Source organism: Streptomyces sp. NPDC006208 (assembly GCF_040613775.1).
GTDB lineage: Bacteria > Actinomycetota > Actinomycetes > Streptomycetales > Streptomycetaceae > Streptomyces.
On record NZ_JBEXSW010000040.1, the window covers coordinates 35921 to 58471 of the forward strand.

Here is a 22551-nt window from a genome sequence, read left to right on the forward strand (position 1 = left end):
GGCGGCACCACCTCGACGGCCTGACCGCTCCCGTCGCGGCACACGACGACAGGCACCGCAGCACCACCGTCCGCACCCGCAGACCCGGCCCCGGGCGGCACCACCTCGACGGCCTGACCGCTCCCGTCGCGGCACACGACGACAGGCACCGCAGCACCACCGTCCGCACCCGCAGACCCGGCCCCGGGCACCACCTCTGCGGCCTGACCGCTCCCCTCGGAGGACAGCACCGCAGCACCACCGTCCGCAGACCCCACCGACCCACCCTCCGCACCCGCAGACCCGGCCCCGTGCACCACCTCGACGGCCTGACCGCTCCCCTCGGAGGACAGCACCACAGGCACCGGTCCGGTGGTGTGATGCGTTCCGTCAGGGAACGCGGCGACAGGCTCCGCAGCACCGCCGCCCGCGCCACGCGGCGCACCGCCGCCCGTCACCGCGGGGACGCAGCCGGAGGCAGCGCCGGGCAACGGCGACAACACGGCCGCACCCCGCGCATCAGCGCTGATGCGCGACTCGTCGCCCGTGGCGGCCACCGCGTCCTCGACGGCGCCGGCACGGGCCGCTGCCCCGTCGAGCGGCACGATGCCGGCCGCGCCGATGTGCTGCGCCCGCCGGACGGCGGGAGCGCCGTCCTGCCGGGCCGGGGCGGCAGCTCGGCCCGGCAACCGCCTGCCGCTTGCCGCGGCGTGCCCGTCCCTGACATGTCCGGCCGTCGCTCCCGGCGCTCCGTCGGCATGGCCCGACTGCCGGGGTACCGGGTGAACGGCCTCCTCCGGCGATGCCGCCCCGGTCATCTTCCGGCCTCCGTGGCGTTGGCACCCTCGTGGACAGAGGTCGCGTCGTGGGCCGGGACGGCGTCATGGGCCGTGAGGAAGGCCGCGACCGAACGGTGCCAGTCGAAGAGCTCTGCCCGCGCCCGGGCCGCCTCACGGCGGGAGGCTTCCGGGCGCGCCAGAAGATCCTGGACCGCCGTGGCGAAGTCCTCGCCCGTGTCCGCCGCAGCCGCGCCCGCATCTCCCACGACCTCCGGGAGTGCGGAGGATGCACTCGCGACGACCGGAGTGCCGCAGGCCAGAGCCTCCAGGGCGGACAGGCCAAACGTTTCGGCCGGGCCCGGGGCCAGGCACAGGTCCGCCGCCGCCTGGAGGTCGGCGACCCTCTCGCGGTCCGCGACATGTCCGAGGAACTCGACAGGCAGCTGTTCCGCCTTCGCCCTGCGTATCAACGAGCCCTTCAGGGGCCCGTCACCCGCGACGACCAGCGTCGCCCGCACTCCGCGCTCGCGCAGCGCGGCGAGCGCGTCAAGGGCGGTGCCGGGCCGCTTCTCGACCGACAGCCGGGAGCAGAGCAGCAGGAGCACCTCGGCCCCTGCCGCGTGCCGCGCACGCAGAGCGGTGCTGCGCCGGCCGGGCCGGCAGCGCTCCAGGTCGACCCCGAGCGGCGCCCGCACGACGTTGCGCGCCCCGATCCGTACGAACTCGCGCTCCGCCCATTCCGTTGTGCACACGATGCGCGAATACGCCCATGCGCTGCGCCGGTTGAGCCGGTCCGCGGCCCTCGCCGCGGCCGACTCGGACAGCCCCCAGGTGCGCAGCACGCCGTCGGCGGTCTCGTGCGACACCATGACCGAGGGGATCCGGCGGCGACGCGCCCATTCGCCGGTCCACCGAAGGGTGGTGCGGTCGGAGACCTCGAGCCGGTCGGGGGCGAGCTCCTCCAGCAGGTGACGCAGGCGCCGTCGGCCGGCGAGCACCCGGTAGCCGCCGGTGCCGGGCAGTTCGGGCCCCGGCAGGGTGATGATCCGCCCCTGGAAGGTCGTGCGCTCGCTCTCGGTCTCCCCCGGCACGACGAGCACGGGCTCGTGACCGGCCGCCAGATAGCCGCGGCCGAGCTCGCCGAGCGCGGTGCGCAGCCCGCCGGAGGAAGGGGTGACGAAGTTCGCCAGCCGGACGATACGGAGCCCGTTCCCGCCGCTCATGCCGCCACCGCCGTGCGCGCGCCGAGTACGTCGGCATAGTGGTCGAGCAGCATGTCCCCGACGGCGGCCCAGGTCCGGCCTTCCACGGCAAGGCGCCCGGCCTGTCCGTAGGCCTCCCGCAGCGCCGGGGAGGCCGCGAGGTGGGCGACGGCGGCCGTGACCGAGTCCACGTCGTGCGGCCGCACCAGCAGCCCGGTGCGGCCGTGGTCGACGAGGTCGAGCGGGCCGCCGGCCGCGGGTGCGATCACCGGTACCCCGCTCGCCATGGCCTCCTGGACGGTCTGGCAGAAGGTCTCGTACGGGCCGGTGTGCGCGAACACGTCCAGCGAGGCGAAGATCCGGGCGAGGTCGTCGCCGGTGCGGCGCCCGAGGAAGACCGCGCCGGGCAGGCCGCTGCGCAGGGACGGCTCACTCGGCCCGTCGCCGACGACCACGACCCGTACACCGGGCAGTGAGCACACTCCGGCGAGGTTCTCGACCTGCTTCTCGGGGGCGAGCCGGCCGACGTAGCCGACGATCAGCTCACCGCCCGGCGCGAGTTCGCGGCGCAGCGCCTCGTCGCGCAGCTCGGGCCTGAAACGCGTGGTCTCCACGCCGCGCGGCCACAGCCGGACCCGCTCGACCCGGTGCTCCTCCAGGTCGCGCAGCGCGGCGGAGGAGGGTGCGAGCGTGCGGTCGGCGGCGCCGTGCACGGCGCGGATCCGGCGCCACGCTGCGCCTTCTCCGGCGCCGACGTAGGTGCGGGCGTAGCCGGCCAGATCCGTCTGGTAGACGGCGACGGCCGGCAGGCCGAGCTTGGCGGCGGCGGCCATCCCGCGCACCCCGAGGACGAAGGGGCTGGCGAGGTGGACGATGTCGGCCCGGTGGGCGGTGATCGCCGCGGCCACCCTGCGGCTGGGCAGGGCCACCCGTACTTGGGGATAGCCGGGAAGGGGAAGGGAGGGAATCCGCACCACCGGGCAGGGTGCGCCCGGGTCGGCGGCGTCGGCCCCGGCCGCTGCCGGGGCTATGACGAGCGGTTCATGACCGCGTGCGGCGAGATGCCGTGCGGTCTGCAGGGCGCAGTGCGCCACACCATTGACGTCTGGCGGAAAGGATTCGGTGACGATGACGACACGCATACTCGTGTTGTCCTCGGGCCCGGGGTGGCTGGCCCAACGTGGATCTTTCCGGACGGGGAACGTCCCATGAGCGTTTGTGGGCGGCGGCCTGCCCACGCGTCGGATGATCAGGCCGCCGTCACGCCGTCCGCACGCGGGGATCACATGGCGGTCATGTCCGGGCCGATTCTGCTCCGCACGGCCGTCTGTACCTCGGCCTCTTCGGCGGGGTCCGCGGCCAGTCGCCGCAGTCGCTCGGCCACGCGCACATCACCGGTCTCGGCGTGCAGCGCGGCGACTTCCCTGGTGGTCTCCTCGCAGTCCCACAGGCATTCGACGGCGAAGCCGGTGGCGAAGGAGGCGTCGGTGGCGGCCAGCGCCCGGGCCGCGCGTCCGCGCAGCTGCGAGGAGGCGGTCTCCCGGTACACATGGCGCAGTACTGGGGCGGCGCAGGCGATGCCGAGGCGTCCGGCGCCGTCGACGAGGGAACACAGCAGGGGCGCGTCGGGCCCGTCGGCGCGTACGGTCTCGCGCAGCGCGCCGAGAACGAGCGCCGCGTCACTCGCGCCGCCGCGGCAGGCCAGCACTCCGGCTGCGGACGCTCCGAGGGCGTCCGGGCGGTGCACCCAGCCACGGGCACGGTCGACGGCTTCCTCGCCGCACATCCGCTCGAACGCGGCCACGGCGGCTTCGGCGACGGTACTCGAAGCGGTGCTCGCGGCGGCCTCGATCAGATCCAGGACGACGGGATCGCGTGACTCGGCGAGATAGTGCAGGGCGGCACAGCGAGCGCCCTCCGGGCCGCTGAGGGCGGCTTCGAGGATGGCGGGCCGGTCCTCGGGACCGGCCACGGCCGACAGGCAGCGGGCGGCCGGCACATGGAGCACGCTGCCGCGCTCGAGGCCCTGCTGCGCCCACTCGAAGACGGCCTCGACGCTCCAGCCGGGGCGGGGGCCGGACGGCCGCATCTGCCGCTGCCACCGGTCGAAGGAGCCCGCTTCCCGGGCGGCGCGGATGCGCGCACCGATGGTCTCGCGGGGGTCTTCGGCCCACAGCCGCCACGGCCGGGGCTCGAAGGCGTCCCGTACGGCGGAGGCCAGTTCGGCGTCCCCCTCGGGCGTGGCGGGGAATCTGGCGAGGATCGGGGCGGCGAGCGCGCGCAGGCCTGCGTCGTTGTCGCGCAGTGCGAGCTCGTCGAGTGCCCAGGCCCAGTTGGCGCCGCTCGCGGCGTAGCGCCGCAGCAGGGCCAGCGCGTCACCGCGGCCGTAGGAGGCAAGGTGTCCGAGCACCGCGAGCGCGAGACCGGTCCTGGCCTCGTCGGTATCGAGGTGGTCGTCGATGTCGTTCAGGTGCCGCTCGATCTCCTCGAGGGAGCCGTGGAGGTCGAGGTAGAGGCGCGCGTAGTAGAGGGAGCGGTTCTCGACCTGCCAGTCGTGGCGGGGGTCGTTGAGCACGCAGTGGTTGAGGGCTGCGAGAGCTTCCGCCCGCGGCGCCGCGAGTGCGTGCAGAGTGCCGTCACCGCGGCCCCTCTGCAGCAGGCCGAGCAGGGTGCCGCTCGGCGCTATGACTGGATCGAACATGGAAAGTGCCTCACATCAAGCTGTCGACGCGACCGGGGGATGACATGCCTAGGCCACGCAGCAGCATGTGGGGCCGCCTGTCGTCGTCTGCGTCTTCCGCTTGGTGTGAACCATCTTCCTCTGCCTCTCCTCGGTGGCCCCAGGGGAACTCCCGGCTGACGTCCGGGACAGGGCTCGACGTCATGATGACCCACCCATTTCGCCACCGCGACCACATTTACGACGAGCCATAGGTGGCTGCTCAGCAGCAGGTCACAAGCTGATCAGCACTCGCTGCGCGCGCCGGTGGCGCGCGTTCCGCTTGGACTCAGCGACCGTCGAACAGCTCCAGTAGGTCGGTCTTCCCGAACATCCGCGCGGTATCCGCCGCGGACGGTGTGCCCGCCTGCGGATCGGCACCGCCGTCCAGCAGAGCGCGGATGACGTCTCCCTCCCCCTTGAACACCGCACCGGCCAGCGGGGTCTGGCCGCGATCGTTGGCCCGGTCCGGCTCGGCGCCCCGTGCCAGTAGGGCCTCCACCGCGGCGGCGTGTCCGTGGTAGGCAGCGAGCATGACAAGGGTGTCGCCCCTGTCGTTGGTGAGGTTGGCCGGGACGCCCGCGTCGAGGTACGCGGCGAGTGTCTCGGTCTCCCCCTGCCGCGCGAGGTCGAAGACCTTGGTCGCGAGTTCGATCACTTCGGAGTCCGGGACCTCACTCATCGTTCGGACCGCCTTTCACGACGTTGACCTGGGACGCGCGACAAGGGCAGCCGCACGAGTGAACCGACAGGGTACTGCCGCCCGGCCCGCGTGAGGGGGCCACCGCGACGAAGGGACCACACCGGGGCGGGAGCGCTGCGGGCACTGTGCCGCGCCACTGCACCGCGTGCCCGCCGATCAATGACCGGCCGTCCGCCAGCGCAGTGAAAACTCGGGATTTTCACCCATTTGCAGCTTTTGTCACATAGATACCACCCGTAAGCATGGAAGAACTCATGGTGTCTGTCCCCTCAACCAGGAGAAAGCTCATGATTCTGTCCATGTCAGGCGTCGTACTGCTCGGCATCATCGTCTTCCTCTTCTTCAGGAAGGACGGCCTGAAGGCTTCGCACGCCACCGTCTCCGCGCTCTTCGGCTTCTTCCTCTCGAGCACCGCAATCGCGCCGAGCATCACGGCAGGCACGACGAGCCTCGCCGGACTGCTGGGCGGGATCAAGTTCTGACAGCCCCCGACCCCGTCAGCTCAGCACCTTCAGGAGACAGATGTGGCCCGGCGACCACTCCCCCGCATTCTGAGCAGTGGCAGCGCACAGATCACGCGAAGCCGCGAGATCGCGCGCACGGCCGCCGAAAGCGCCACAGACGTGCTCCACCCGCTGATCACGGTCACCCGTGGTCTGCGGAAACTGGCCGTCCTGGCCCGCCACAAGTGGGCCGGTACCCCCAAGGAACGGCGTGGTCCCGCGCTGTTCGCCGTGGCGGCCGCTGTCCTCGCGGTCGCGCTCATCCCGTACGGGCCGCTGCTGGCCCTGATCACGGTGATGGGCGCGGCCGCCTGGAAGGGACGAGTACGGACTCCGGTCAGAACGGGTCCGGACAAGGCGGAGGCGGGGCGGCTCCAGGCCGTGTACGAGGCCCTGGTGCCGTACTTCTCGGTTCCCGAGGACCCCGCCCCGCTCTACGGCCACGGCGGTGAGTGGACCAATGCCTTCAGCGACTTCGAGTTCGACGGCGACGGGCGGATCAGCAGGCTGCGCGTGAAGTATCCCGCGTACTTCACCGACAGCGAGGCCGCCTCCCGGGCCCGGATCGAGCAGCTGCTGCATGCCAAGTCCGGGCGCGGCCGCGAGTACCGCTTCAGCTGGGACGAGGAAGGCAACCAGCTGCTGATGAGCGTGCTGCCCGCGCTGTCCACCTCCATCGCCGCCCAGCGCTTCGTCACCGTGCCCGGCGAGACCGTGCTGGGGTTCACCGACGCCGACGCGGTGCAGCGCACCGTGCCGGTGACCCGGGGCGAGGAGACGGAGCTCGCGCCGCCGGTCGTCTGGCGCACCGGGCCCCGCTCCACAGAGCCCCATCTGCTGGTGGTCGGCGAGCCCGGCAGCGGTACCACGACACTGCTCCGCTCGATCGCGCTGCAGGCACTCCAGCACGGAGAGGTGCTGATCGTGGAGGGCAGCGGGACAGGCGAATACGCGTGCCTGACCGGCCGCGCGGGCGTCCTCGCCGTCGAGTGCGGTCTCACGGGGGCGCTCACCGGCCTGGAGTGGGCGGCGAACGAGACCGAGCGGCGGCTGATCGCGTCGAACCGCGCGCGCCAGGCCGGGCACCCCGCTCCCGACGACACCAAGCGTCCGTTGTGGATCCTCATGGACCGGCCCAGCGTGTTCGGACACCTGGCCGCGGCCGACGGGCGCACCGACCCCCAGGAACTGCTCCAGGTCCCCCTGCGGCACGGGCGGGCGGCGCAGGTGACGGTGGTGGTGGCGGAGCAGTTCGACAGCATGGACTGCCTGACCGAGACCGTGCGGACCCACACCCGGGCGCGGGTCGTGCTCGGGCCCGCCGACTTCGACCAGGTCGCCGCGGTCCTCGGCGTCCAGCCGCGTACGACGCCGACCGCGGACGTGCCGCCCGGACGCGGGTACGCACGGCTCGGCACCGGCCCGGTCCTGCGGCTCCAGGTCCCGGCGACGCCGGACCCGTTCGACGAGGGCTCGAGCGAGGCGCACCGTCAGGCGGTCCTGGCGTTGCTCCCGGAGCACCCGGAGCTCGAGCTGCCGGAGCACCCGGAGCCGGCCACGGCGCCCCAGGTCGCCGCACCGGTCCCGGCGGAGGGCTGACCCCCCGGTGGGGCCGCCGCCGGCTCCGCCGGGCCTGTTCCGTGCGCATCCCCAGGGGCGACTCGGTCACAGACGAGCGAGGGCGGTCACGCCACGAACGTGCGCGGTGCCTCCGTGCCGGTCGACGCCCCCGTTTCCACCAGCCGTGCCGCGGCGGCCAGGCGGACCGCCGCCTCCTCGGCGACCGGGCCGCCGACCGTGAAGGGCAGCCGCACATAGCCCTCGAACGCGCCGTCGACGCCGAAGCGCGGCCCCGAGGGGACCCGGACGCCCACCCGCTCGCCGACCTCGGCGAGGCGTGAACCGGACAGCCCGCCCGTACGGACCCAGAGGGTCAGACCTCCGTGGGGGACCTCGAACTCCCACCCCGGGAGCTCCCTGTGCAGCGCGCCGACGAGCGCGTCACGGTTCTCACGGGCCTGTTCGCGCCGCAGGGAGACTGCTTCCTCCCAGCCTCCCGTGCTCATCAGCCAGTTGACGGCGAGCTGTTCGAGGACGGGCGTGCCGAGGTCGGCGTAGGCACGCGCCGCGACCAGGGAGCGGATCACGTCGGGGGCCGCACGCACCCAGCCGATGCGCATGCCCGCCCAGAACGCCTTGCTGGCGGAGCCGACGGTGAGGACCGTCGAGCCGGCCGGGTCGAAGGCGCAGACAGGACGGGGCATGTCCACATCGAGGTCGAGACGGAGCTCGGACATCGTCTCGTCGACGACGAGGACGGTTCCGGCCGAGCGGGCCGCGTCGACCAGGGCGCGGCGCTGGTCCTCGTCGGCGAGGGCGCCGGTGGGGTTGTGGAAGTCGGCGACGACATAGGCGAGCCGGGGCGCGGCGTCCCGCAGGACCTGGCGCCAGCGGCTCATGTCCCAGCCGGTCAGCCCCTCGGCCATGGCCACGGGCACCAGGCGCGCACCGGCCTCACGCATCAGCTGAAGGATGTTGGCGTAGGAGGGGGACTCCACCGCGATGCGCTCACCGCGTCCGGCGAACAGATGGCAGATGGCGTCGATCGCGCCCATCGCCCCGGTGGTGACCATGATCTGCTCGGGCATGGTCGGGATGCCGCGCTCGGTGTACCGGTCGGCGAGCATCTGGCGCAGGGCGGGCAGACCGGCCGGGTAGTCACCGTGGGTGTGGGCGTACGGGGGCAGTTCCTCGAGAGCGCCCTGGACGGCCCGGGTCAGCCAGGGCTCGGGCGCGGGCAGCGCGGCACAGCCGAGGTCGATCATGGACCCGAGCGACTCGGGCGGCAGCGGTTCGAGGCCGCGGGCGGGCAGGGGGTTGCCCGCAGGGACGGCGGTCCAGCTGCCCGCCCCTCGGCGGGACTCCAGAAAGCCCTCGGCGCGCAGCGCCTCGTACGCCGCGGCCACGGTCGTACGGCTGACGGACATCGACAGGGCGAGCTCGCGCTCGGCGGGGAGCCGGGCGGCGACCGGCACCCTGCCTTCGAGGACGAGAAGCCGGATGCCGTCGGCGAGCGCCCGGTAGGCGGGCGGCTTGCGGGTGCCGGGTCCGGCGGGGCGCGGCTGCTGCGCGGTGAGCTGCCTGGCGAGCTGGGCTGCGCCCACGGCCGAGGTCCACTGTGACATGAAAGTCAGTCCACCTTCCTCGAATTGGCCATGGTTGACATTCATTCCGTAGCCACAGAGTGTCATGCATCAGTCCACCATCACCACTCAGGGGGCAACATCGTGTCCGCGCACCTCACCCGCCGACTCGTGCAGCTGTACGGAGGCCTCGCGCTGTACGGAGCGAGTTCGGCGCTTCTCGTACGCGGCGGGCTCGGCCTGGAGCCATGGGGCGTGCTGCATCAGGGGCTGGCGGAGCGGACCGGGCTGACGATCGGCACGGTGTCGATCATCGTCGGCGCACTGGTGCTCCTGGCATGGATCCCGATCAGGGAACGGCCGGGTCTCGGCACCATCTCCAATGTGTTCGCGGTCGGCCTGGGGATCGACGCCACCTTGGCGCTGATGCCGGACGTGCACGGGCTCGGGATGCAGATCGCAGTGCTGGCGGCGGGCATCGTGCTGAACGGCGTGGCGACGGGTCTGTACATCTCGGCGCGGTTCGGGGCCGGGCCGCGCGACGGACTGATGACGGGTCTGCACCGGTTCACGGGCCGCTCGATCCGGCTCGTGCGTACCGGCATCGAGGTCGCGGTCGTCGCGGCGGGCTGGGCGCTGGGCGGCACCGTGGGCCTGGGCACGGTGGCATACGCGCTGGCCATCGGGCCGCTCGCGCAGCTGTTCCTGCGGCTTTTCGCCATCCCCGGGATGGACGGCGGCAGCACGGTCGTGGCCGTCGGGTCACCCGAACAGGCGATACTGCGGAAGTGACTCGCGTACGCCACCCCTATCTCGACCATCCGGCCACCCTCGCCTTCGCCCACCGCGGCGGGGCGGCGGACGGCCTGGAGAACACCGCGGCCGCGTTCCGGCGGGCCGCCGATGCCGGTTACCGCTACTTCGAGACCGATGTGCACACCACCTCGGACGGCCGGCTGGTGGCGTTCCACGACGCCACCCTGGACCGGGTCACCGATGCGCGGGGGCACATAGCGGCGCTGCCGTGGAGCGAGGTCCAGCAGGCCAGGGTCGGGGGCACGGAACCGCTGTCGCTGTTCGAGGAACTGCTGGAGGAGTTCCCGAAGGCCCGCTGGAACGTGGACGTCAAGGTCGAGTCCGCGCTGATTCCGCTCGTCGATCTGATACGCCGCACCGACGCCTGGGACCGGGTGTGCGTCGGCTCGTTCTCGGAGAGCCGGGTCACCCGGGCGATGCGGCTCGCGGGCCCGCGGCTGGCCACCTCCTACGGGGTGCGCGGCGTGCTCGCGCTGCGGCTGCGCTCGTACGGGATCCCGGCGGCGCTGCGCAGCGGCGCGGTGTGCGCCCAGGTGCCGGAGACCCAGAGCGGCATCCGCGTGGTGGACCGGCGGTTCGTACGGGCGGCCCACGAAAGGGGCCTCCAGGTCCATGTCTGGACGGTCAACGAAGCCGATCGAATGGCCGCGCTCCTGGACCTTGGCGTCGATGGCATCATGACCGATCATCTGGAGACACTGCGCACGGTACTTTCCGACCGGGGAGTGTGGGTCTGACCCCGAACGCGCCTGCAACGGGGACGAGCGAGGGGGCGCGATGACGGCCGGGACCACGGACCGCACCGACGGGACGGATGAGCGCAGACGCGAGCAACGCGGCTGGTATTTCTACGACTTCGCGTGCTCGGTGTACTCGACGAGCGTCCTGACCGTATTCCTCGGGCCCTATCTGACGGCGGTGGCGAAAGCCGCGGCGGACGCCGACGGGTTCGTGCATCCGCTGGGTGTGCCGGTGCGGGCGGGTTCCCTCTTCGCGTATGCGGTGTCCGCGTCGGTTCTGATCGCGGTGCTGGTGATGCCGCTCGTGGGTGCCGTGGCGGACCGTACGGGCCGCAAGAAGCCGCTGCTGGCCGTCGCGGCGTATCTGGGAGCGACGGCCACGACCGGGATGTTCTTCCTGGACGGCGACCGGTACGTGCTGGGCGCGTTCCTGCTGATCGTCGCCAATGCGTCGCTGTCGGTCTCGATGGTCCTCTACAACGCCTATCTGCCGCAGATCTCCGAACCTGACGAGCGCGACGCGGTGTCGTCGCGAGGCTGGGCCTTCGGCTACACCTCGGGCGCTCTGGTGCTCGTACTGAATCTGATCGTCTACTCGGGCCACGACACCTTCGGGCTCTCCGAGGGCGACGCGGTACGGATCTGTCTCGCCTCCGCCGGCCTGTGGTGGGGCGCCTTCACCCTGGTGCCGCTGCGCCGGCTGCGGGACCGCCACGTCGCGCCGGCCGGCGAGGGCACGGTCGGATCGGGCTGGCGCCAGCTGATGGCGACCCTGCGGGACATGCGCCGCCATCCGCTCACGCTGTCGTTCCTGCTGGCGTATCTCGTCTACAACGACGGGGTGCAGACCGTGATCTCACAGGCCTCGGTCTACGGTTCCGAGGAACTGGGCCTCGACCAGACGACGCTGATCACGGCGGTGCTGCTGGTCCAGGTGCTGGCGGTGGCGGGTGCGCTGGGGATGGGCCGGCTGGCACGGACGTACGGCGCCAAGCGGACGATCCTCGGTTCGCTGGGCGTCTGGACCCTGATCCTGGCCGCCGGCTACTTCCTGCCCGCGCATGCTCCGGTCTGGTTCTACGTACTGGCGGCCGCGATCGGACTGGTACTGGGCGGGAGCCAGGCGCTCTCGCGTTCGCTGTTCTCACATCTGGTGCCGCGTGGCAAGGAGGCGGAGTACTTCTCGGCCTACGAGATGAGCGACCGGGGGCTCAGCTGGCTCGGCCCGCTGGTGTTCGGCCTCGCGTTTCAGATGACGGGCAGCTACCGGGACGCCATCATCTCCTTGGTGATCTTCTTCGCGCTCGGATTCGTGCTGCTCGCGCGGGTTCCGGTGCGCCGCGCGGTGGCTGCCGCGGGCAACCCGGTACCGGAGCGGATTTAGACGTTGAAGTGAAAGGCCGGTAGTGTACGCCTTTGGCCTGCCAGGCGGACCGTTACTGCGTGCGGAAGAAGTGAAATCACTGGGTGACACTTTCTGTCAGATGTGACAAACCGGGCACTGGTGGGTACCCCAAGCAATGGGAAAGCAGCGGCACGACGGGCGACGCATGACCCGGAACGGGAATCTTTACCGCCGACCGGACGTTGACCGGATGACGACGACAGCGACACCTGTCCTGTGGGCGACAAGCCCGGGAGGCACGATTCATGAGTGAGCGAGCTCTCCGCGGCACGCGACTTGTGGTTACCAGCTACGAGACGGACCGCGGCATCGATCTGGCCCCGCGCCAGGCGGTGGAGTACGCATGCCAGAACGGACATCGATTTGAGATGCCGTTCTCGGTCGAGGCGGAGATTCCGCCGGAGTGGGAGTGCAAGGCGTGTGGCGCCCAGGCACTCCTCGTTGACGGGGATGGCCCCGAAGAGAAGAAGGGCAAGCCGGCGCGTACGCACTGGGACATGCTCATGGAGCGGCGTACCCGCGAGGAACTCGAGGAGGTGCTGGCCGAAAGGCTGGCGGTCCTGCGCTCCGGCGCCATGAACATCGCTGTGCACCCGCGTGACAGCAGGAAGTCCGCCTGATCGCACAGCTACAGCTGCAGAGCTGAACACAGAGCCGTGGGCTGCGACACACCGAGTGTGGTCGCAGCCCGCGGCTTTTGTGTGCCCGCGTGGGTGTTCCAGAGGTGAGGTGCCCACCGGCCCGGACGCACCGCCAGGTGCGGTCCGCCGCATGCCGGGCGGGCACCGCGGCAACCGCGCGCGCACCCGGGGCGGGCCCGTAAGCGGTGAGGTCACCCATGGCCGATCGGCCGGACCCGGCACCTGACGGCGCGGCCCCGCCGGTCGGATTCCGCCGCTCGCTCGGCCCCGTACGGGCGGCCGCCGCGGGCGTGGGCGTCCACAGCGCCGACCGGCGCAGCTACCCAGGTGGACCGGCGGCGGATGCCCCCGGCCTGCCGCCCGGGTCGACTGCCGGCGGCGTGCGCGTCCACGGCGCCGACCGGACGCAGCACCTGCCCAGGCGGACCCGGCCTGCTCGCCGCCCGCGGCATGTGTCCACGGCCGGCCGGACACAGCACACCTGCCCGGGCGGACCCGGCCTGCTCGCCGCCCGCGGCATGTGTCCACGGCCGACCGGACGCAGCACCTGCCCGGGCGGACCCGGCCTGCTCGCCGCCCGCGGCATGTGCCAGGGCCGATCGGACGCAGCCCCGCCGACCGATGCCCCGGGCCGCCGCCCGGCGGCCGCCGGCGGCGTGCGCGTCCACAGCGCCGACCGGACGCAGCACACCTGCCCAGGCGGATCGGCGGCGGATGCCGCCGTTCGGTCCCGCGGATGTGCCCTCGCGGTCCGCCGCGCCCGTGCGGTCAGGGCGTCAGCGGCGGCCTCGGGCCCTGCTCCTCGTGGCGGCTCGCGGCCGCTTCCTCGTTCCTGATGACCTCGCCCTGGACGATCTTGCCGTCCGGCCGGTGGATCCTCGCCTGCTGGAAGACATCGCCGAAGCCGCCGGGCGATGCGGCGCTCATCCGGCGGTCCAGCGACTTCTCCGTGTATCGCCCGAGGCGGGCACGGACCGGCTTCAGCAGCAGGAGCAGCCCCACCGCGTCAGAGATCAGGCCGGGCAGCATCAGCAGCAGTCCGCCGAGCATCAGAAAGCCGTTGCCCTCGCTGCGGGCCGGGGTGGCCGACGTGGGCGAGGCCTGGCCGGTCTGCTGCTGGAGTGTCTCGGTGAGGCTGGTGAACGCACGGCGTCCGGCCCCCTTGATCACCACGGCCCCGAGCACTCCGGCGCCGACCAGCAGGGCGAGGACGGTGAGTCCACCGGCCACGTCTGCCACGACGGTCAGCAGCCAGATTTCCAGGACCAGCCAGGCGGCGATGCCGAGCGGCAGGAAGGTGCGGGCGCGAGAGCGCCTGGGGACTGTACGGGGCGGTGTGCCGGTCGTCATGCCCCCAGTGTGCCTGGGCGGCCGGCCGATCGGCGTAAGCGGGTGATCAGGAAGATCGCGGAGAGCGGGAATCCGGTGATCCTGACAGGAATTTGCGGCCCAGCAGCCGGTTCGCCCGATCCCCCACTCCCCACGCGGTGACCCGCCACAGGGCTTCCACAACGATGTCCCGGCTCATCTTGGAGTCGCCGAGTTCGCGTTCGACGAAGGTGATGGGTACCTCGACGACGTGGTAGCCGGCGGCCACCGCGCGGCGGGCCAGGTCGACCTGGAAGCAGTACCCCTGGGAGGCCACCTCCGTGAGGCCGAGCCCCTGGAGGGTCTCGGCGCGGAAGGCCCGGAAGCCTCCGGTGACGTCCCGGATGGGCACACCGAGCAGCAGGCGGGAGTAGGTGCTGCCGCCGCGGGAGAGGAACTCGCGATGCTTGGGCCAGTTGACGACCCGGCCGCCCGGAACCCAGCGGGAGCCGAGGACGAGGTCGGCGCCCTTGAGCGCGGTCAGCAGCCGGGGCAGTTCTTCGGGCTGGTGGGAGCCGTCGGCGTCCATCTCGACCAGAACGCCGTAGCCGCGCTCGATGCCCCAGGCGAAGCCCGCGAGGTAGGCCGCCCCGAGCCCCTCCTTGCCCTTGCGGTGCAGTACGTGCACCTGCTCGTCCTGGACCGCAATCTCGTCGGCGAACTTGCCCGTCCCGTCGGGGCTGTTGTCATCGGCGACGAGCACGTCGGCATCGGGCACAGCGGCGCGCACCCGGGAGACGATCGCCTGGATGTTCTCGGCCTCGTTGTAGGTCGGGATGATCACCAGGGCCTTGCCGAGCGGGCCGTATCGCCGCTCCTGGACTCCGCCACGGGGAACCCCACCACCGTCGTTCACTGCTGCCCCTTCGGTCCGTGCACAGAGCCCCACCATAGCGAGCGTGTCGAGAGCGTCTGCGTCGGCACGGACCGGAGGCGGACTCCCTGGCCGGGCGGCGGAACGCAGAGGACCGACGGCGGCCTTGGGGGCGGTGCGGCAGGGTGCGGCAGCGGATCGGACCCGGCGTCCTTCGGGCCGACCTGGCGCCCGCTGGCTGCGGGTCGACCGAGAGCCGTTGTCTACTGAACGCCGGGCCCTACCCGGGTCACACCTGCCGCACGGCTGAAACCTTCCCTCTGCCCCCGAGGCGCGAGCACTGGACCTGGCTCCCAGTGGTGGTGCGCCGGTGCGGCACACCACCCCATGGCCCAGCGGCGGTCGACGACTGCGTGGAATGTCTGCCGGACGGACGTCCTGTGGTGGACTCGGCCGAACCTACCGGCCGGTGGGCGCTCGCTGTCAACAGTCGCCCGAGCAGCGAGGATTAGTCGAACGACCAGGTCAGCGACGAAGATCCGCAGGTCGCGGCGGAGCTCGGCGCGCACCGGCGCGTGGTGCGGAATGTCCGTACGTCACCCGTTCGGCGTTGCGAAGACGGTGCGCCCGCGGACCACTGTTCGCAGACAGACGGGCAGCTCGGTCCCGGGAGTGAGATCGGGCAGGCCAGGGGTGCCGGAGCGGGGGTCGGTGGACCAGCGTGCGACCCGGTCGTCGGGCGCCTGCACCACCAGTTCGTCGGTGCGCCAGACCGCATAGTCGGCCGGTGCTCCGGGCACGAGCACCCCGGCGTCGTCACGGCCGACGGCGCGCCAGCCGCCCCGGGTGTGGGCGGTGAAAGCGGCCCGCGCCGACACCCGGTGCTCGGGTGTGCGGTGGAACGCGGCCGCACGGACGGTGCCCCACGGGTCGAGCGGAGTCACGGGACTGTCCGAGCCGAAAGCCAGAGGAACGCCGGCCCGCAGAAGCGCCGCGTACGGGTTCAGGGTGCGGGCCCGCGCGGCGCCGAGGCGCTCGGCGTACATGCCCGCCTCCCCGCCCCAGGCGGCGTCGAAGGCGGGTTGCACAGAGGCGGTGAGGCCGAACTCCACGAAGGCGGCGATGGTTTCGGGCGTGAGCATTTCGGCGTGCTCGACCCGGTGTCGGGCAGCGCGGACGCGGGACAGGCCGAGCTTTTCGGCGGCGGCCTTCATCCCCTCGGCCACGGAGGTGACCGCCGCGTCGCCGATCGCATGGAAGCCCGCCTGGAGCCCGGCCTCGGTACAGGCGATGACATGCTCCGCGACGGCCGCCGCGTCGAGACGGGCTGTGCCGTTGTGTGCCGCGTCGGCATACGGCTCGTGGAGGCAGGCCGTGTGCGAGCCGAGTGAACCGTCGACGAAGAGGTCCCCTGCCGCCCCCAGGGCCCCCAGGGCCCGCGCACGCTCGACGTCCAGGTCGGCCCAGTAGCCGACGACCCGCGGACCCGGCTCGTCGGCCGCCAGCCTCAGCAGGCCGGTGAAATCGTCCTCGGAGGAGATGTCGGGCCCGCCGCACTCATGGACGGTTCCGACGCCGAGCGAGGCGGCGTGGCGCAGCGCGGCGCGCTGTGCCTCGGTGCGCTGCAGCGGGGAGAGCCCGCCATAGGCGGCCGCACGCACGGCGTGGTGGGCGTCGCCCGTGAGCGGCTCGCCGTCCCGGAAGCCGGTCATCGACCGGATGCCGGGCACCAGATCCAGCAGGGCCGTGGTGACGACGGCGGAGTGGACGTCGATGCGGGTCAGGTAGAGCGGCCGCCCGCCGGTGGCTTCGTCGAGGTCGGCGCGGCGCGGCGGCTGCCGCTCGGGCCAGCGGGAGGCGTCCCAGCCGTGGCCGATCAGCACCCGGTCACCGGGGCGGGCCGCCGCGTACTCCCGTACGAGAGCGGCCGCCTCGGCGAGCGAGGCGGCGCCGGACAGATCGAGGCCGGTGAGGGCCAGTCCGGTCGCCGTGGTGTGGACATGCGCGTCCGTGAAGGCCGGGGTGACCAGGGCGCCTCCCAGGTCGATCACCTCGTCGACCCCGGCGGCGAAGGCGTCGGCCGCGCCTTCGGATCCCACCCAGGCGACATGTCCCTTCTCGACGACCATCGCGGTGGCGAAAGGGTCGGCGGGGCTGTGGACTTCGCCGCCGCGCAGCAGCACGGTGCGGTGTTCGCTCTGGGGGGCGGTGCTCTCGGTCATGGGACCAGCCTAGATACGCGGCGGACGTGCCTCGTACGGGGTGGACAGCACGACGGTGGTGCGGGTGGACACCCCGGACAGGGAGCGGATGCGGCTCAGCAGTTCCTCCAGCTCGTGCGGGGTGGAAACGCGCACCTTGAGGATGTAGTTCTCGTCGCCGGCCACGCTGTGACAGGCCTCGATCTCGGGGACGCCGGCGAGCCGTTCGGCGATGTCGTCGGGAGCGCTGGGGTCGAAGGGTTTCACCGAGATGAACGCGGTGAGCGGCAGCCCCACCGACTCGGGGTCGACGACGGCGGCATAGCCGCGGATGACGCCCCGCTGCTCCAGGCGGCGGACGCGCTGATGCACCGCCGAGGTGGACAGGCCCGTGGCCTTGCCCAGGTCGGTGTAGCTCATCCGCCCGTCCTTGACGAGCAATTCCACGATCTGACGATCCAGCTCCTCCATGCGGTCAACTTATTGCCCCAGGTCGCTTCCGGCACAGTCTCCGAAAGCCCCGAGAGGGCACCGGCCGGGGCACCTCCCACGGCCGCAGGGCCGCAGGGGGAAGTCATGTGACGAATGCCACAGGGTTGCCGCCGGCTCCGTCGTGACCTCGCGGTTACCCACCCGGCGCGATGGGAAGTGCTTGGTGTGGTCGAGGCCACACGTGTCTGCTCGGCCCATCCGAGGGGGAGATTCTCCATGCAGAGCCTTAAGAACACCGGACGTACTGAACCGGAGCCTGTCGATCTGGCGGAACTGGCCGATATCGACGAGCTGGACGCGTACGACACCTTCGAGATGTTCCGGGTGGTCTGCCCGGACTGTGCACAGCCGATCGCGTTGCTCGCGGACGAGGACGTGCTCCCGGAGCACGCGCTGTGCCCCACGCCGTGGAACCCCTTCGGGCTGACCGTGTGCGCCGGCACCGGCCGGCCGGCCGCCGAGGCCCGGCCCGCCGATGAGTCGCTGGAACTCCAGGAGCAGGACACCGCCCTGCTGTTGACGCTTCCTCAGGGCCTCGACTGGCGGATGCAGCCCTTCTCGCACGTCGGCGGTCCGGGTTCGCGTCCCGTGAAGGTGCCGCGTATGCGGCGCGCTGCCTGATCCCGCAGCACGGTGGCCGGCCGGGGATCCGCCCTCTCCGGCCGTGCCGGGTAGCCCGTGCACTGGCGCGCGATTTCCCGCACCGGTAACCCGGTCCGGGGTGCAGCCGTTGGCCAGTCATGACCCTGGTGTACTCCACGACCGGTCAGCGTCGCCGGCGGCTGGTGATGCCGGCTCCGTCGGCCCCGCCTGCTCCCGGTCCTGCCGCACCGGCTCCGCCGGTTCCCCCACCTGCGCCTTTGCCTACGGCGCGCGCAGAATCGGTTTACCATCCGGCCGATCCGCCCATCTACCGGGAACTGCTCCAGCTCTGGGCCAGCCACGGCAGAACCCTGCCCGGGCGCCGCGACCCCGAGTGGAGCAGGCTCGCGGCGCCTGTGACGTTCACGCCCGTGTTCAGGCGGGCGGATCAGCTACGGACGGATCAGCGCGTTTCGGGCCCCGCGAGGTGACGGGCGATGACCATGCGCTGGATCTGGTTGGTGCCCTCCACGATCTGCAGCACCTTGGCCTCCCGCATATAGCGCTCGGCCGGGAAGTCCTGGGTGTAGCCGTAGCCACCCAGCACCTGGACCGCGTCGGTGGTCACGCTCATCGCCGCGTCCGTGCAGAACAGCTTGGCCATCGCGGCCTGCCGGGAGAACGGCTTGCCCGCGTCCCGCAGCCGCGCCGCGGCGAGATACAGGGCGCGCCCCGCCTCTATCCGGGTGGCCATGTCGGCGAGCATGAAGCGCAGTCCCTGGAAGTCCGCGATGGGACGGCCGAACTGCCGGCGGCCGGTGGCGTAGGCGAGTGCCTCGTCCAGGGCGGCCTGGGCGACACCGATGGCGCAGGCGGCGATCCCGAGACGGCCCGAGTCCAGCGCCGACAGAGCGATCGCGAAGCCCTGGCCCTCCTCGCCGAGGCGGCGGGAGTCGGGGACACGGACACCGTCGAAGTGGAGCTGCGCGGTGGGCGAACCCTTCATGCCCATCTTCTTCTCGGGTACCGCCGCGTTCAGGCCCGGCGCGTCGCCCGGGACCAGGAAGGCGGTGATGCCCTTCGCTCCCTCGCCCCCGGTGCGGGCCATGACCGTGCAGAAGTCGGCCACACCGCCGTGGGTGATCCACGCCTTGGTGCCGGTGATGACCCAGTCGTCGCCGTCACGGACCGCCTTGGTGCGCAGTGACGCCGCATCGGACCCCGAAGCGGGCTCGGACAGGCAGTAGGCGCCGAGCAGGCCCCCGCCGAGCATCGCGGGAAGGTGCTCGGCTTGCTGCTCCTTGGTGCCGTATCCGGCCAGGGCGTGGCAGGAGAGCGAGTGGACGCTGACACCGAGGCCGACGGTGAGCCGCGCCGCGGCGAGCTCTTCGAGCACCTGGAGGTACACCTCGTACGGCTGGTCGCCGCCGCCGTACTCGGAGTCGTACGGCAGACCCAGCAGTCCGGCGGCTGACAGCAGCGAGAAGACCTCGCGCGGAAAGTGCCCGGCGTCCTCCTCCTCGGCCGCGCGGGGGGCGATCTCCCGCTGGACGATGTCGCGGACCAGCGTGATCAGATCCCTGGCCTCCTCGGTGGGCAGTTGACGGTCCACCGGCTGCGGGGCGCGGTCGGGCATTGCGGCGCTCTCCTCCCTGTCGGGCGCTGCGGCAGGCACGCACAGGGTGTGGGCGCGCCGCCGATCTTCTGCCAGGCCGATGCTGCCCTTCCGGATCACGAAAGCGGCTGGTTGGCGGCTGTGGCGCGTTGAGTATGCCCGATCGGCGGGCGTCCGTCACGAGGTGCCCGCAGTCCTGCCGGACGGGGTGGGACTGCCATGGAAACGGAATCGGTGGTTGGTCCGCACCATTGATCGACCGGTCCGGTCCTTCGGTGCCCGCCTTGGATCCGCAAGCCCGAGGGCAACCCTGCGGCGTGGTCCCGGACAGCAGCGGCCCCGTTCGGCGAGCCACCACCCGGTCGCGCCGGCCTAGACCAGGCCGATCTGGGTGACGAGCATGGCGAGAACCATGACGAGGGTCCAGCCGAGGATGTGCTCGAGGACCTTGGGGCCGTCGCCGGGGCCACCGGTACGGGTACGGCTCTCGGCGCGGTCCATGGCGGCTGCTGCTGCGGTCGAAGTCATGGCGGTTCTCGTTCGGTCGTCCGGCTGATGGTCGCCCCCCCGGTGACCGCACCACAGTGCCAGGGATACGGCCCCCGGGCAGTGACCTGCGTCTCTGACCGGGGGCCGGCCCTTGCTCAGCGGATGCCGACGGCGGCCAGCGCCCGGCGCTGGGCGGCGGTCGGCTGGTCGGGCCAGTAGAGATAACAGACGCCACCTGTGCCGGAGACCACCTTGCCGCTCGCGTTGTAGCGCTTGGTGCGCAGCCAGATCGTCTCCCATTCGGCGCGCCGGTAGACGCGTCGCACGGCCGCGTTGCCGGGCGACGCCGGGTCGTTCGCGATCACATCGCCGTCGGCGGTGAAGCCGATCACCGCCATCAGATGCCCGGCGGTTCCGTAGCCCGCGCCCGTCAGCTCCTCCTTGAGGAAGGACTGGGACGTTATGGCCGGGATCCCTGCTCTGACCAGGTTCTCCAGGTCGGTGAGCGACGAGAGCCGGGTGACCACGGCGTTCATGTCCGGGTAGGTGGCGGCGTAGGCGGCGTTGAACGGCCAGTTGCCGCAGCCTTCGTACTGGTGGTCGAAGGTGAACCGGGCCGCGTGGCACACCTGCGGGTCCACGAAGTCCGGGTTCACCCAGGCCAGGTCCGCCGCGGAGGGCCTGCGTCCCCAGTACTCGATGATCATCTGTGAGGAGGTCGGGCTGCACCAGGCCTCGCCGCCGTTGTCGTACTCGGGGTACTGGCCGACATGCGTGTTCTGCGAGTACCGCGGCACGGGCAGTTCACGCGCCGGGCCGGCCGGGACCGATGCGGGCACCGAGAAGCGGTCCGGGACGTCGGATGCCATCGCGCCGAGCCGCCACACGGTCGGCGTGAGCTTGGTCCCGGGTTTGCGGTAGAGGGTGAGCCGCAGCTGGTAGGTCGTCAGTCTCAGCCCGCTCGCAGCGTCGTCGATCGAGAACGTGTCGGTCCAGACGGTCGCCCTGCCGTCGCTCTGGTCGTCGACCGAGGTACGGCGGATGTCCCCGTCGCCCGCGGCCCAGCGGCCCATCACGAACCACGGCGTCCGTGTGCCGTCGGAGTAGGTGCCGCCCAGCTCGACCTGGAGCCAGGTGCCGGCGGGCGTGTGGGCGTTCCAGGAGGCGATGACCTCGGTGGCGGGAACCGGCGAGCGGTGCACCGGCGAGATCCAGGCGGCGTACTCCCAGCTCGCCTTGGTGCCCGTGTGCGGGTCGGTGTATTCGGTGAGGCCTGCCGGGGCGGCGATCACCACACCGGGCCGACGGCCGGCGACGGCCTTCGTCCCGGCCGCACCGCCGGAGCGCCAGTCGGTGTAGGAGGACCAGAAGTGGTTGTCGATCAGCGGTGCGGGCGCCTTCGCCCGGCCCGAGGACGGCGGGGCGGCGGCCGCGCCGCTCAGGGAGGTCAGCGCCCCCGCACTCGCGGCTGCCGCGACGGCGGCGCCCAGGACGGTTCTGCGCGAAGTCGGTCCGGCCATGGAGCCCCCAGTCAGGTGCGCGGCAGTGGGGGCAACTATCCCCGCCCCGCAGGGACTTCTGCCAGCTCTTCCACGCCGCGTCGCGCCACCAATATTGGTCTTGTCCACTGGCGGCCTCACGCAGGGCGCAGGGGAGTGACCTGCGGCAGGACGCGGCACCCTCGTAGGGTGTCGCCATGGACGACCTCGACCGGCAGGCCGCGCGGCTGCGTTCCCTCGCCCCCTCCTGCGGGCCGGTTCGGCTGATCGCGGTGGACGGCCACGCCGGATCGGGCAAGAGCACCTTCGCCACGCGGCTCGCGGCGGCAGTCGGCGGCGGCGAACCGGCGCCGGTGGTGCATCTGGACGATCTGGCCACCCACGAGGAGCTGTTTCAGTGGACCGGCCGGATGCTCGCCGAGGTGATCGCACCGCTGTCAACGGGCCGGGCCGCGCTGTATCGCCCGTACGACTGGAATCTGCGCGCCTTCGGAGCTGCACGGCGTCTCGAGGCCTCACCGGTCGTCCTGGTGGAGGGGGTGGGGGCGGGCCGGCGGGCGCTGCGCCCTCATCTCGCGTGGCTGCTGTGGATGGAACGGGGCGCCGAGGAGTCCTGGGCCCGCGGCAGGGCGCGGGACGGCGCGGCACTGAGCGACTTCTGGGACGAGTGGACAGCGGCGGAGACGCGCCATTTCTCGACGGACCCTTCGCGCCCGTTCGCCGACACGGTGGTGCGTGAGTGCCGAGAGGGGTACGAGTGGCGCCGCGGACCTGCTGGGACTCCGCGATCGAACCGAATCATCACGTAGAGTTATGGGAAATCCCCGGACATACCGAGCAGTCGGAATTCTGGCTCAAGAG

At 72.0% G+C, this 22551-nt stretch carries 20 protein-coding genes and 2 pseudogenes; 9 read left to right on the forward strand and 13 right to left on the reverse strand.

Annotated features, from left to right (window positions below):
- From ABZ208_RS28485 to ABZ208_RS28505, 5 genes and pseudogenes are all read right to left on the reverse strand, one after another.
- Positions 1 to 797: pseudogene (locus ABZ208_RS28485) on the reverse strand (hypothetical protein); the annotation flags it as partial.
- Positions 794 to 1981, reverse strand: a complete 1188-nt coding sequence (locus ABZ208_RS28490) for a glycosyltransferase (protein ID WP_356912313.1) — start codon at positions 1979 to 1981, stop codon at positions 794 to 796. The gene ABZ208_RS28490 and the pseudogene ABZ208_RS28485, both read right to left, overlap by 4 nt.
- The gene (locus ABZ208_RS28495) at positions 1978 to 3102 is read right to left on the reverse strand and encodes a glycosyltransferase family 1 protein (RefSeq protein WP_356912314.1); all 1125 of its coding nucleotides are present in this window, start codon (positions 3100 to 3102) and stop codon (positions 1978 to 1980) included. The genes ABZ208_RS28490 and ABZ208_RS28495 overlap by 4 nt, the downstream gene beginning before the upstream one ends.
- A 140-nt stretch (positions 3103 to 3242) precedes the next feature.
- Positions 3243 to 4661 (reverse strand): HEAT repeat domain-containing protein, encoded by a 1419-nt coding sequence (locus ABZ208_RS28500; RefSeq protein ID WP_356912315.1) that lies wholly within the window; start codon positions 4659 to 4661, stop codon positions 3243 to 3245.
- Positions 4662 to 4968: 307 nt separating this feature from the next.
- The gene (locus ABZ208_RS28505) at positions 4969 to 5361 is read right to left on the reverse strand and encodes an ankyrin repeat domain-containing protein (RefSeq protein ID WP_356912316.1); all 393 of its coding nucleotides are present in this window, start codon (positions 5359 to 5361) and stop codon (positions 4969 to 4971) included.
- A gap of 308 nt (positions 5362 to 5669) precedes the next feature.
- On the opposite strand from ABZ208_RS28505, the gene ABZ208_RS28510 reads away from it, so the two are divergent.
- Together ABZ208_RS28510 and ABZ208_RS28515 are read left to right on the forward strand one after the other, a co-directional pair.
- Positions 5670 to 5864 (forward strand): hypothetical protein, encoded by a 195-nt coding sequence (locus ABZ208_RS28510; protein WP_328402981.1) that lies wholly within the window; start codon positions 5670 to 5672, stop codon positions 5862 to 5864.
- A 42-nt stretch (positions 5865 to 5906) separates the two neighbouring features.
- Positions 5907 to 7484: an ATP-binding protein gene (locus tag ABZ208_RS28515; protein WP_356912317.1), complete on the forward strand. Its 1578-nt coding sequence runs from the start codon at positions 5907 to 5909 to the stop codon at positions 7482 to 7484.
- An 86-nt stretch (positions 7485 to 7570) separates the two neighbouring features.
- On the opposite strand, the gene ABZ208_RS28520 is transcribed toward ABZ208_RS28515, so the two are convergent.
- Positions 7571 to 9070: a PLP-dependent aminotransferase family protein gene (locus ABZ208_RS28520; RefSeq protein WP_328402977.1), complete on the reverse strand. Its 1500-nt coding sequence runs from the start codon at positions 9068 to 9070 to the stop codon at positions 7571 to 7573.
- 30 nt (positions 9071 to 9100) lie between these two features.
- Between ABZ208_RS28520 and ABZ208_RS28525 the strand changes: the two genes are divergently transcribed.
- The 4 genes from ABZ208_RS28525 to ABZ208_RS28540 all read left to right on the forward strand — a co-directional run bounded on the left by ABZ208_RS28525 (position 9101) and on the right by ABZ208_RS28540 (position 12609).
- Entirely contained in the window at positions 9101 to 9820 is a 720-nt protein-coding gene (locus ABZ208_RS28525) for a hypothetical protein (RefSeq protein ID WP_356912318.1), read from the forward strand.
- Positions 9817 to 10581: a glycerophosphodiester phosphodiesterase family protein gene (locus ABZ208_RS28530; RefSeq protein ID WP_356912319.1), complete on the forward strand. Its 765-nt coding sequence runs from the start codon at positions 9817 to 9819 to the stop codon at positions 10579 to 10581. Before ABZ208_RS28525 ends, ABZ208_RS28530 begins: the two co-directional genes overlap by 4 nt.
- 40 nt (positions 10582 to 10621) lie before the next feature.
- Positions 10622 to 11968, forward strand: a complete 1347-nt coding sequence (locus ABZ208_RS28535) for an MFS transporter (protein WP_356912320.1) — start codon at positions 10622 to 10624, stop codon at positions 11966 to 11968.
- A 266-nt stretch (positions 11969 to 12234) separates the two neighbouring features.
- On the forward strand, positions 12235 to 12609 hold the full coding sequence (locus ABZ208_RS28540) for an RNA polymerase-binding protein RbpA (RefSeq protein WP_003959706.1): 375 nt from the start codon (positions 12235 to 12237) through the stop codon (positions 12607 to 12609).
- Positions 12610 to 13398: 789 nt separating this feature from the next.
- On the opposite strand, the gene fxsA is transcribed toward ABZ208_RS28540, so the two are convergent.
- The 4 genes from fxsA to ABZ208_RS28560 form a co-directional block, all read right to left on the reverse strand.
- The gene (fxsA, locus tag ABZ208_RS28545; protein WP_356912321.1) at positions 13399 to 13980 is read right to left on the reverse strand and encodes an FxsA family membrane protein; all 582 of its coding nucleotides are present in this window, start codon (positions 13978 to 13980) and stop codon (positions 13399 to 13401) included.
- 46 nt (positions 13981 to 14026) lie between these two features.
- Positions 14027 to 14854, reverse strand: coding sequence for a polyprenol monophosphomannose synthase (locus ABZ208_RS28550; RefSeq protein ID WP_356912322.1), 828 nt, complete (start codon positions 14852 to 14854; stop codon positions 14027 to 14029).
- Between the two features lie 554 nt (positions 14855 to 15408).
- A complete protein-coding gene (locus ABZ208_RS28555) occupies positions 15409 to 17034 on the reverse strand; it encodes an amidohydrolase (protein ID WP_356912323.1) in 1626 nt (541 codons plus the stop codon).
- 9 nt (positions 17035 to 17043) lie between these two features.
- On the reverse strand, positions 17044 to 17484 hold the full coding sequence (locus tag ABZ208_RS28560; protein WP_328402962.1) for an Lrp/AsnC family transcriptional regulator: 441 nt from the start codon (positions 17482 to 17484) through the stop codon (positions 17044 to 17046).
- Between the two features lie 237 nt (positions 17485 to 17721).
- On the opposite strand from ABZ208_RS28560, the gene ABZ208_RS28565 reads away from it, so the two are divergent.
- Positions 17722 to 18126 carry a hypothetical protein gene (locus ABZ208_RS28565; protein WP_328402960.1) on the forward strand — a complete coding sequence of 135 codons (405 nt, stop codon included), beginning with the start codon at positions 17722 to 17724 and terminating at the stop codon, positions 18124 to 18126.
- 239 nt (positions 18127 to 18365) lie between these two features.
- Positions 18366 to 18588: pseudogene (locus ABZ208_RS28570) on the forward strand (hypothetical protein).
- Here ABZ208_RS28570 and ABZ208_RS28575 read toward each other — a convergent pair.
- The 3 genes from ABZ208_RS28575 to ABZ208_RS28585 all read right to left on the reverse strand — a co-directional run bounded on the left by ABZ208_RS28575 (position 18551) and on the right by ABZ208_RS28585 (position 21711).
- Positions 18551 to 19723, reverse strand: coding sequence for an acyl-CoA dehydrogenase family protein (locus ABZ208_RS28575; RefSeq protein ID WP_356912324.1), 1173 nt, complete (start codon positions 19721 to 19723; stop codon positions 18551 to 18553). The pseudogene ABZ208_RS28570 and the gene ABZ208_RS28575 sit on opposite strands and share 38 nt — an antisense overlap.
- A gap of 351 nt (positions 19724 to 20074) precedes the next feature.
- Positions 20075 to 20230, reverse strand: coding sequence for an SCO1431 family membrane protein (locus tag ABZ208_RS28580; RefSeq protein ID WP_356912325.1), 156 nt, complete (start codon positions 20228 to 20230; stop codon positions 20075 to 20077).
- A 116-nt stretch (positions 20231 to 20346) separates the two neighbouring features.
- Positions 20347 to 21711: a peptidase C39 family protein gene (locus ABZ208_RS28585; protein WP_356912326.1), complete on the reverse strand. Its 1365-nt coding sequence runs from the start codon at positions 21709 to 21711 to the stop codon at positions 20347 to 20349.
- A gap of 176 nt (positions 21712 to 21887) precedes the next feature.
- On the opposite strand from ABZ208_RS28585, the gene ABZ208_RS28590 reads away from it, so the two are divergent.
- Positions 21888 to 22499 carry a hypothetical protein gene (locus ABZ208_RS28590; protein ID WP_356912327.1) on the forward strand — a complete coding sequence of 204 codons (612 nt, stop codon included), beginning with the start codon at positions 21888 to 21890 and terminating at the stop codon, positions 22497 to 22499.
- The last annotated feature ends 52 nt before the right edge of the window (positions 22500 to 22551 follow it).

Bases quoted from the DNA above. Each gene is read 5' to 3' on its own strand.
- ABZ208_RS28555 (WP_356912323.1), bottom strand. From the start codon at position 17,034: ATGACCGAGAGCACCGCCCCCCAGAGCGAACACCGCACCGTGCTGCTG.
- ABZ208_RS28590 (WP_356912327.1), top strand. From the start codon at position 21,888: ATGGACGACCTCGACCGGCAGGCCGCGCGGCTGCGTTCCCTCGCCCCC.
- ABZ208_RS28565 (WP_328402960.1), top strand. From the start codon at position 17,722: ATGCAGAGCCTTAAGAACACCGGACGTACTGAACCGGAGCCTGTCGAT.
- ABZ208_RS28580 (WP_356912325.1), bottom strand. From the start codon at position 20,230: ATGACTTCGACCGCAGCAGCAGCCGCCATGGACCGCGCCGAGAGCCGT.
- fxsA (WP_356912321.1), bottom strand. From the start codon at position 13,980: ATGACGACCGGCACACCGCCCCGTACAGTCCCCAGGCGCTCTCGCGCC.
- ABZ208_RS28560 (WP_328402962.1), bottom strand. From the start codon at position 17,484: ATGGAGGAGCTGGATCGTCAGATCGTGGAATTGCTCGTCAAGGACGGG.
- ABZ208_RS28500 (WP_356912315.1), bottom strand. From the start codon at position 4,661: ATGTTCGATCCAGTCATAGCGCCGAGCGGCACCCTGCTCGGCCTGCTG.
- ABZ208_RS28490 (WP_356912313.1), bottom strand. From the start codon at position 1,981: ATGAGCGGCGGGAACGGGCTCCGTATCGTCCGGCTGGCGAACTTCGTC.
- ABZ208_RS28505 (WP_356912316.1), bottom strand. From the start codon at position 5,361: ATGAGTGAGGTCCCGGACTCCGAAGTGATCGAACTCGCGACCAAGGTC.
- ABZ208_RS28495 (WP_356912314.1), bottom strand. From the start codon at position 3,102: ATGCGTGTCGTCATCGTCACCGAATCCTTTCCGCCAGACGTCAATGGT.
- ABZ208_RS28585 (WP_356912326.1), bottom strand. From the start codon at position 21,711: ATGGCCGGACCGACTTCGCGCAGAACCGTCCTGGGCGCCGCCGTCGCG.
- ABZ208_RS28575 (WP_356912324.1), bottom strand. From the start codon at position 19,723: ATGCCCGACCGCGCCCCGCAGCCGGTGGACCGTCAACTGCCCACCGAG.
- ABZ208_RS28525 (WP_356912318.1), top strand. From the start codon at position 9,101: ATGGTTGACATTCATTCCGTAGCCACAGAGTGTCATGCATCAGTCCAC.
- ABZ208_RS28535 (WP_356912320.1), top strand. From the start codon at position 10,622: ATGACGGCCGGGACCACGGACCGCACCGACGGGACGGATGAGCGCAGA.
- ABZ208_RS28510 (WP_328402981.1), top strand. From the start codon at position 5,670: ATGATTCTGTCCATGTCAGGCGTCGTACTGCTCGGCATCATCGTCTTC.
- ABZ208_RS28520 (WP_328402977.1), bottom strand. From the start codon at position 9,070: ATGTCACAGTGGACCTCGGCCGTGGGCGCAGCCCAGCTCGCCAGGCAG.
- ABZ208_RS28540 (WP_003959706.1), top strand. From the start codon at position 12,235: ATGAGTGAGCGAGCTCTCCGCGGCACGCGACTTGTGGTTACCAGCTAC.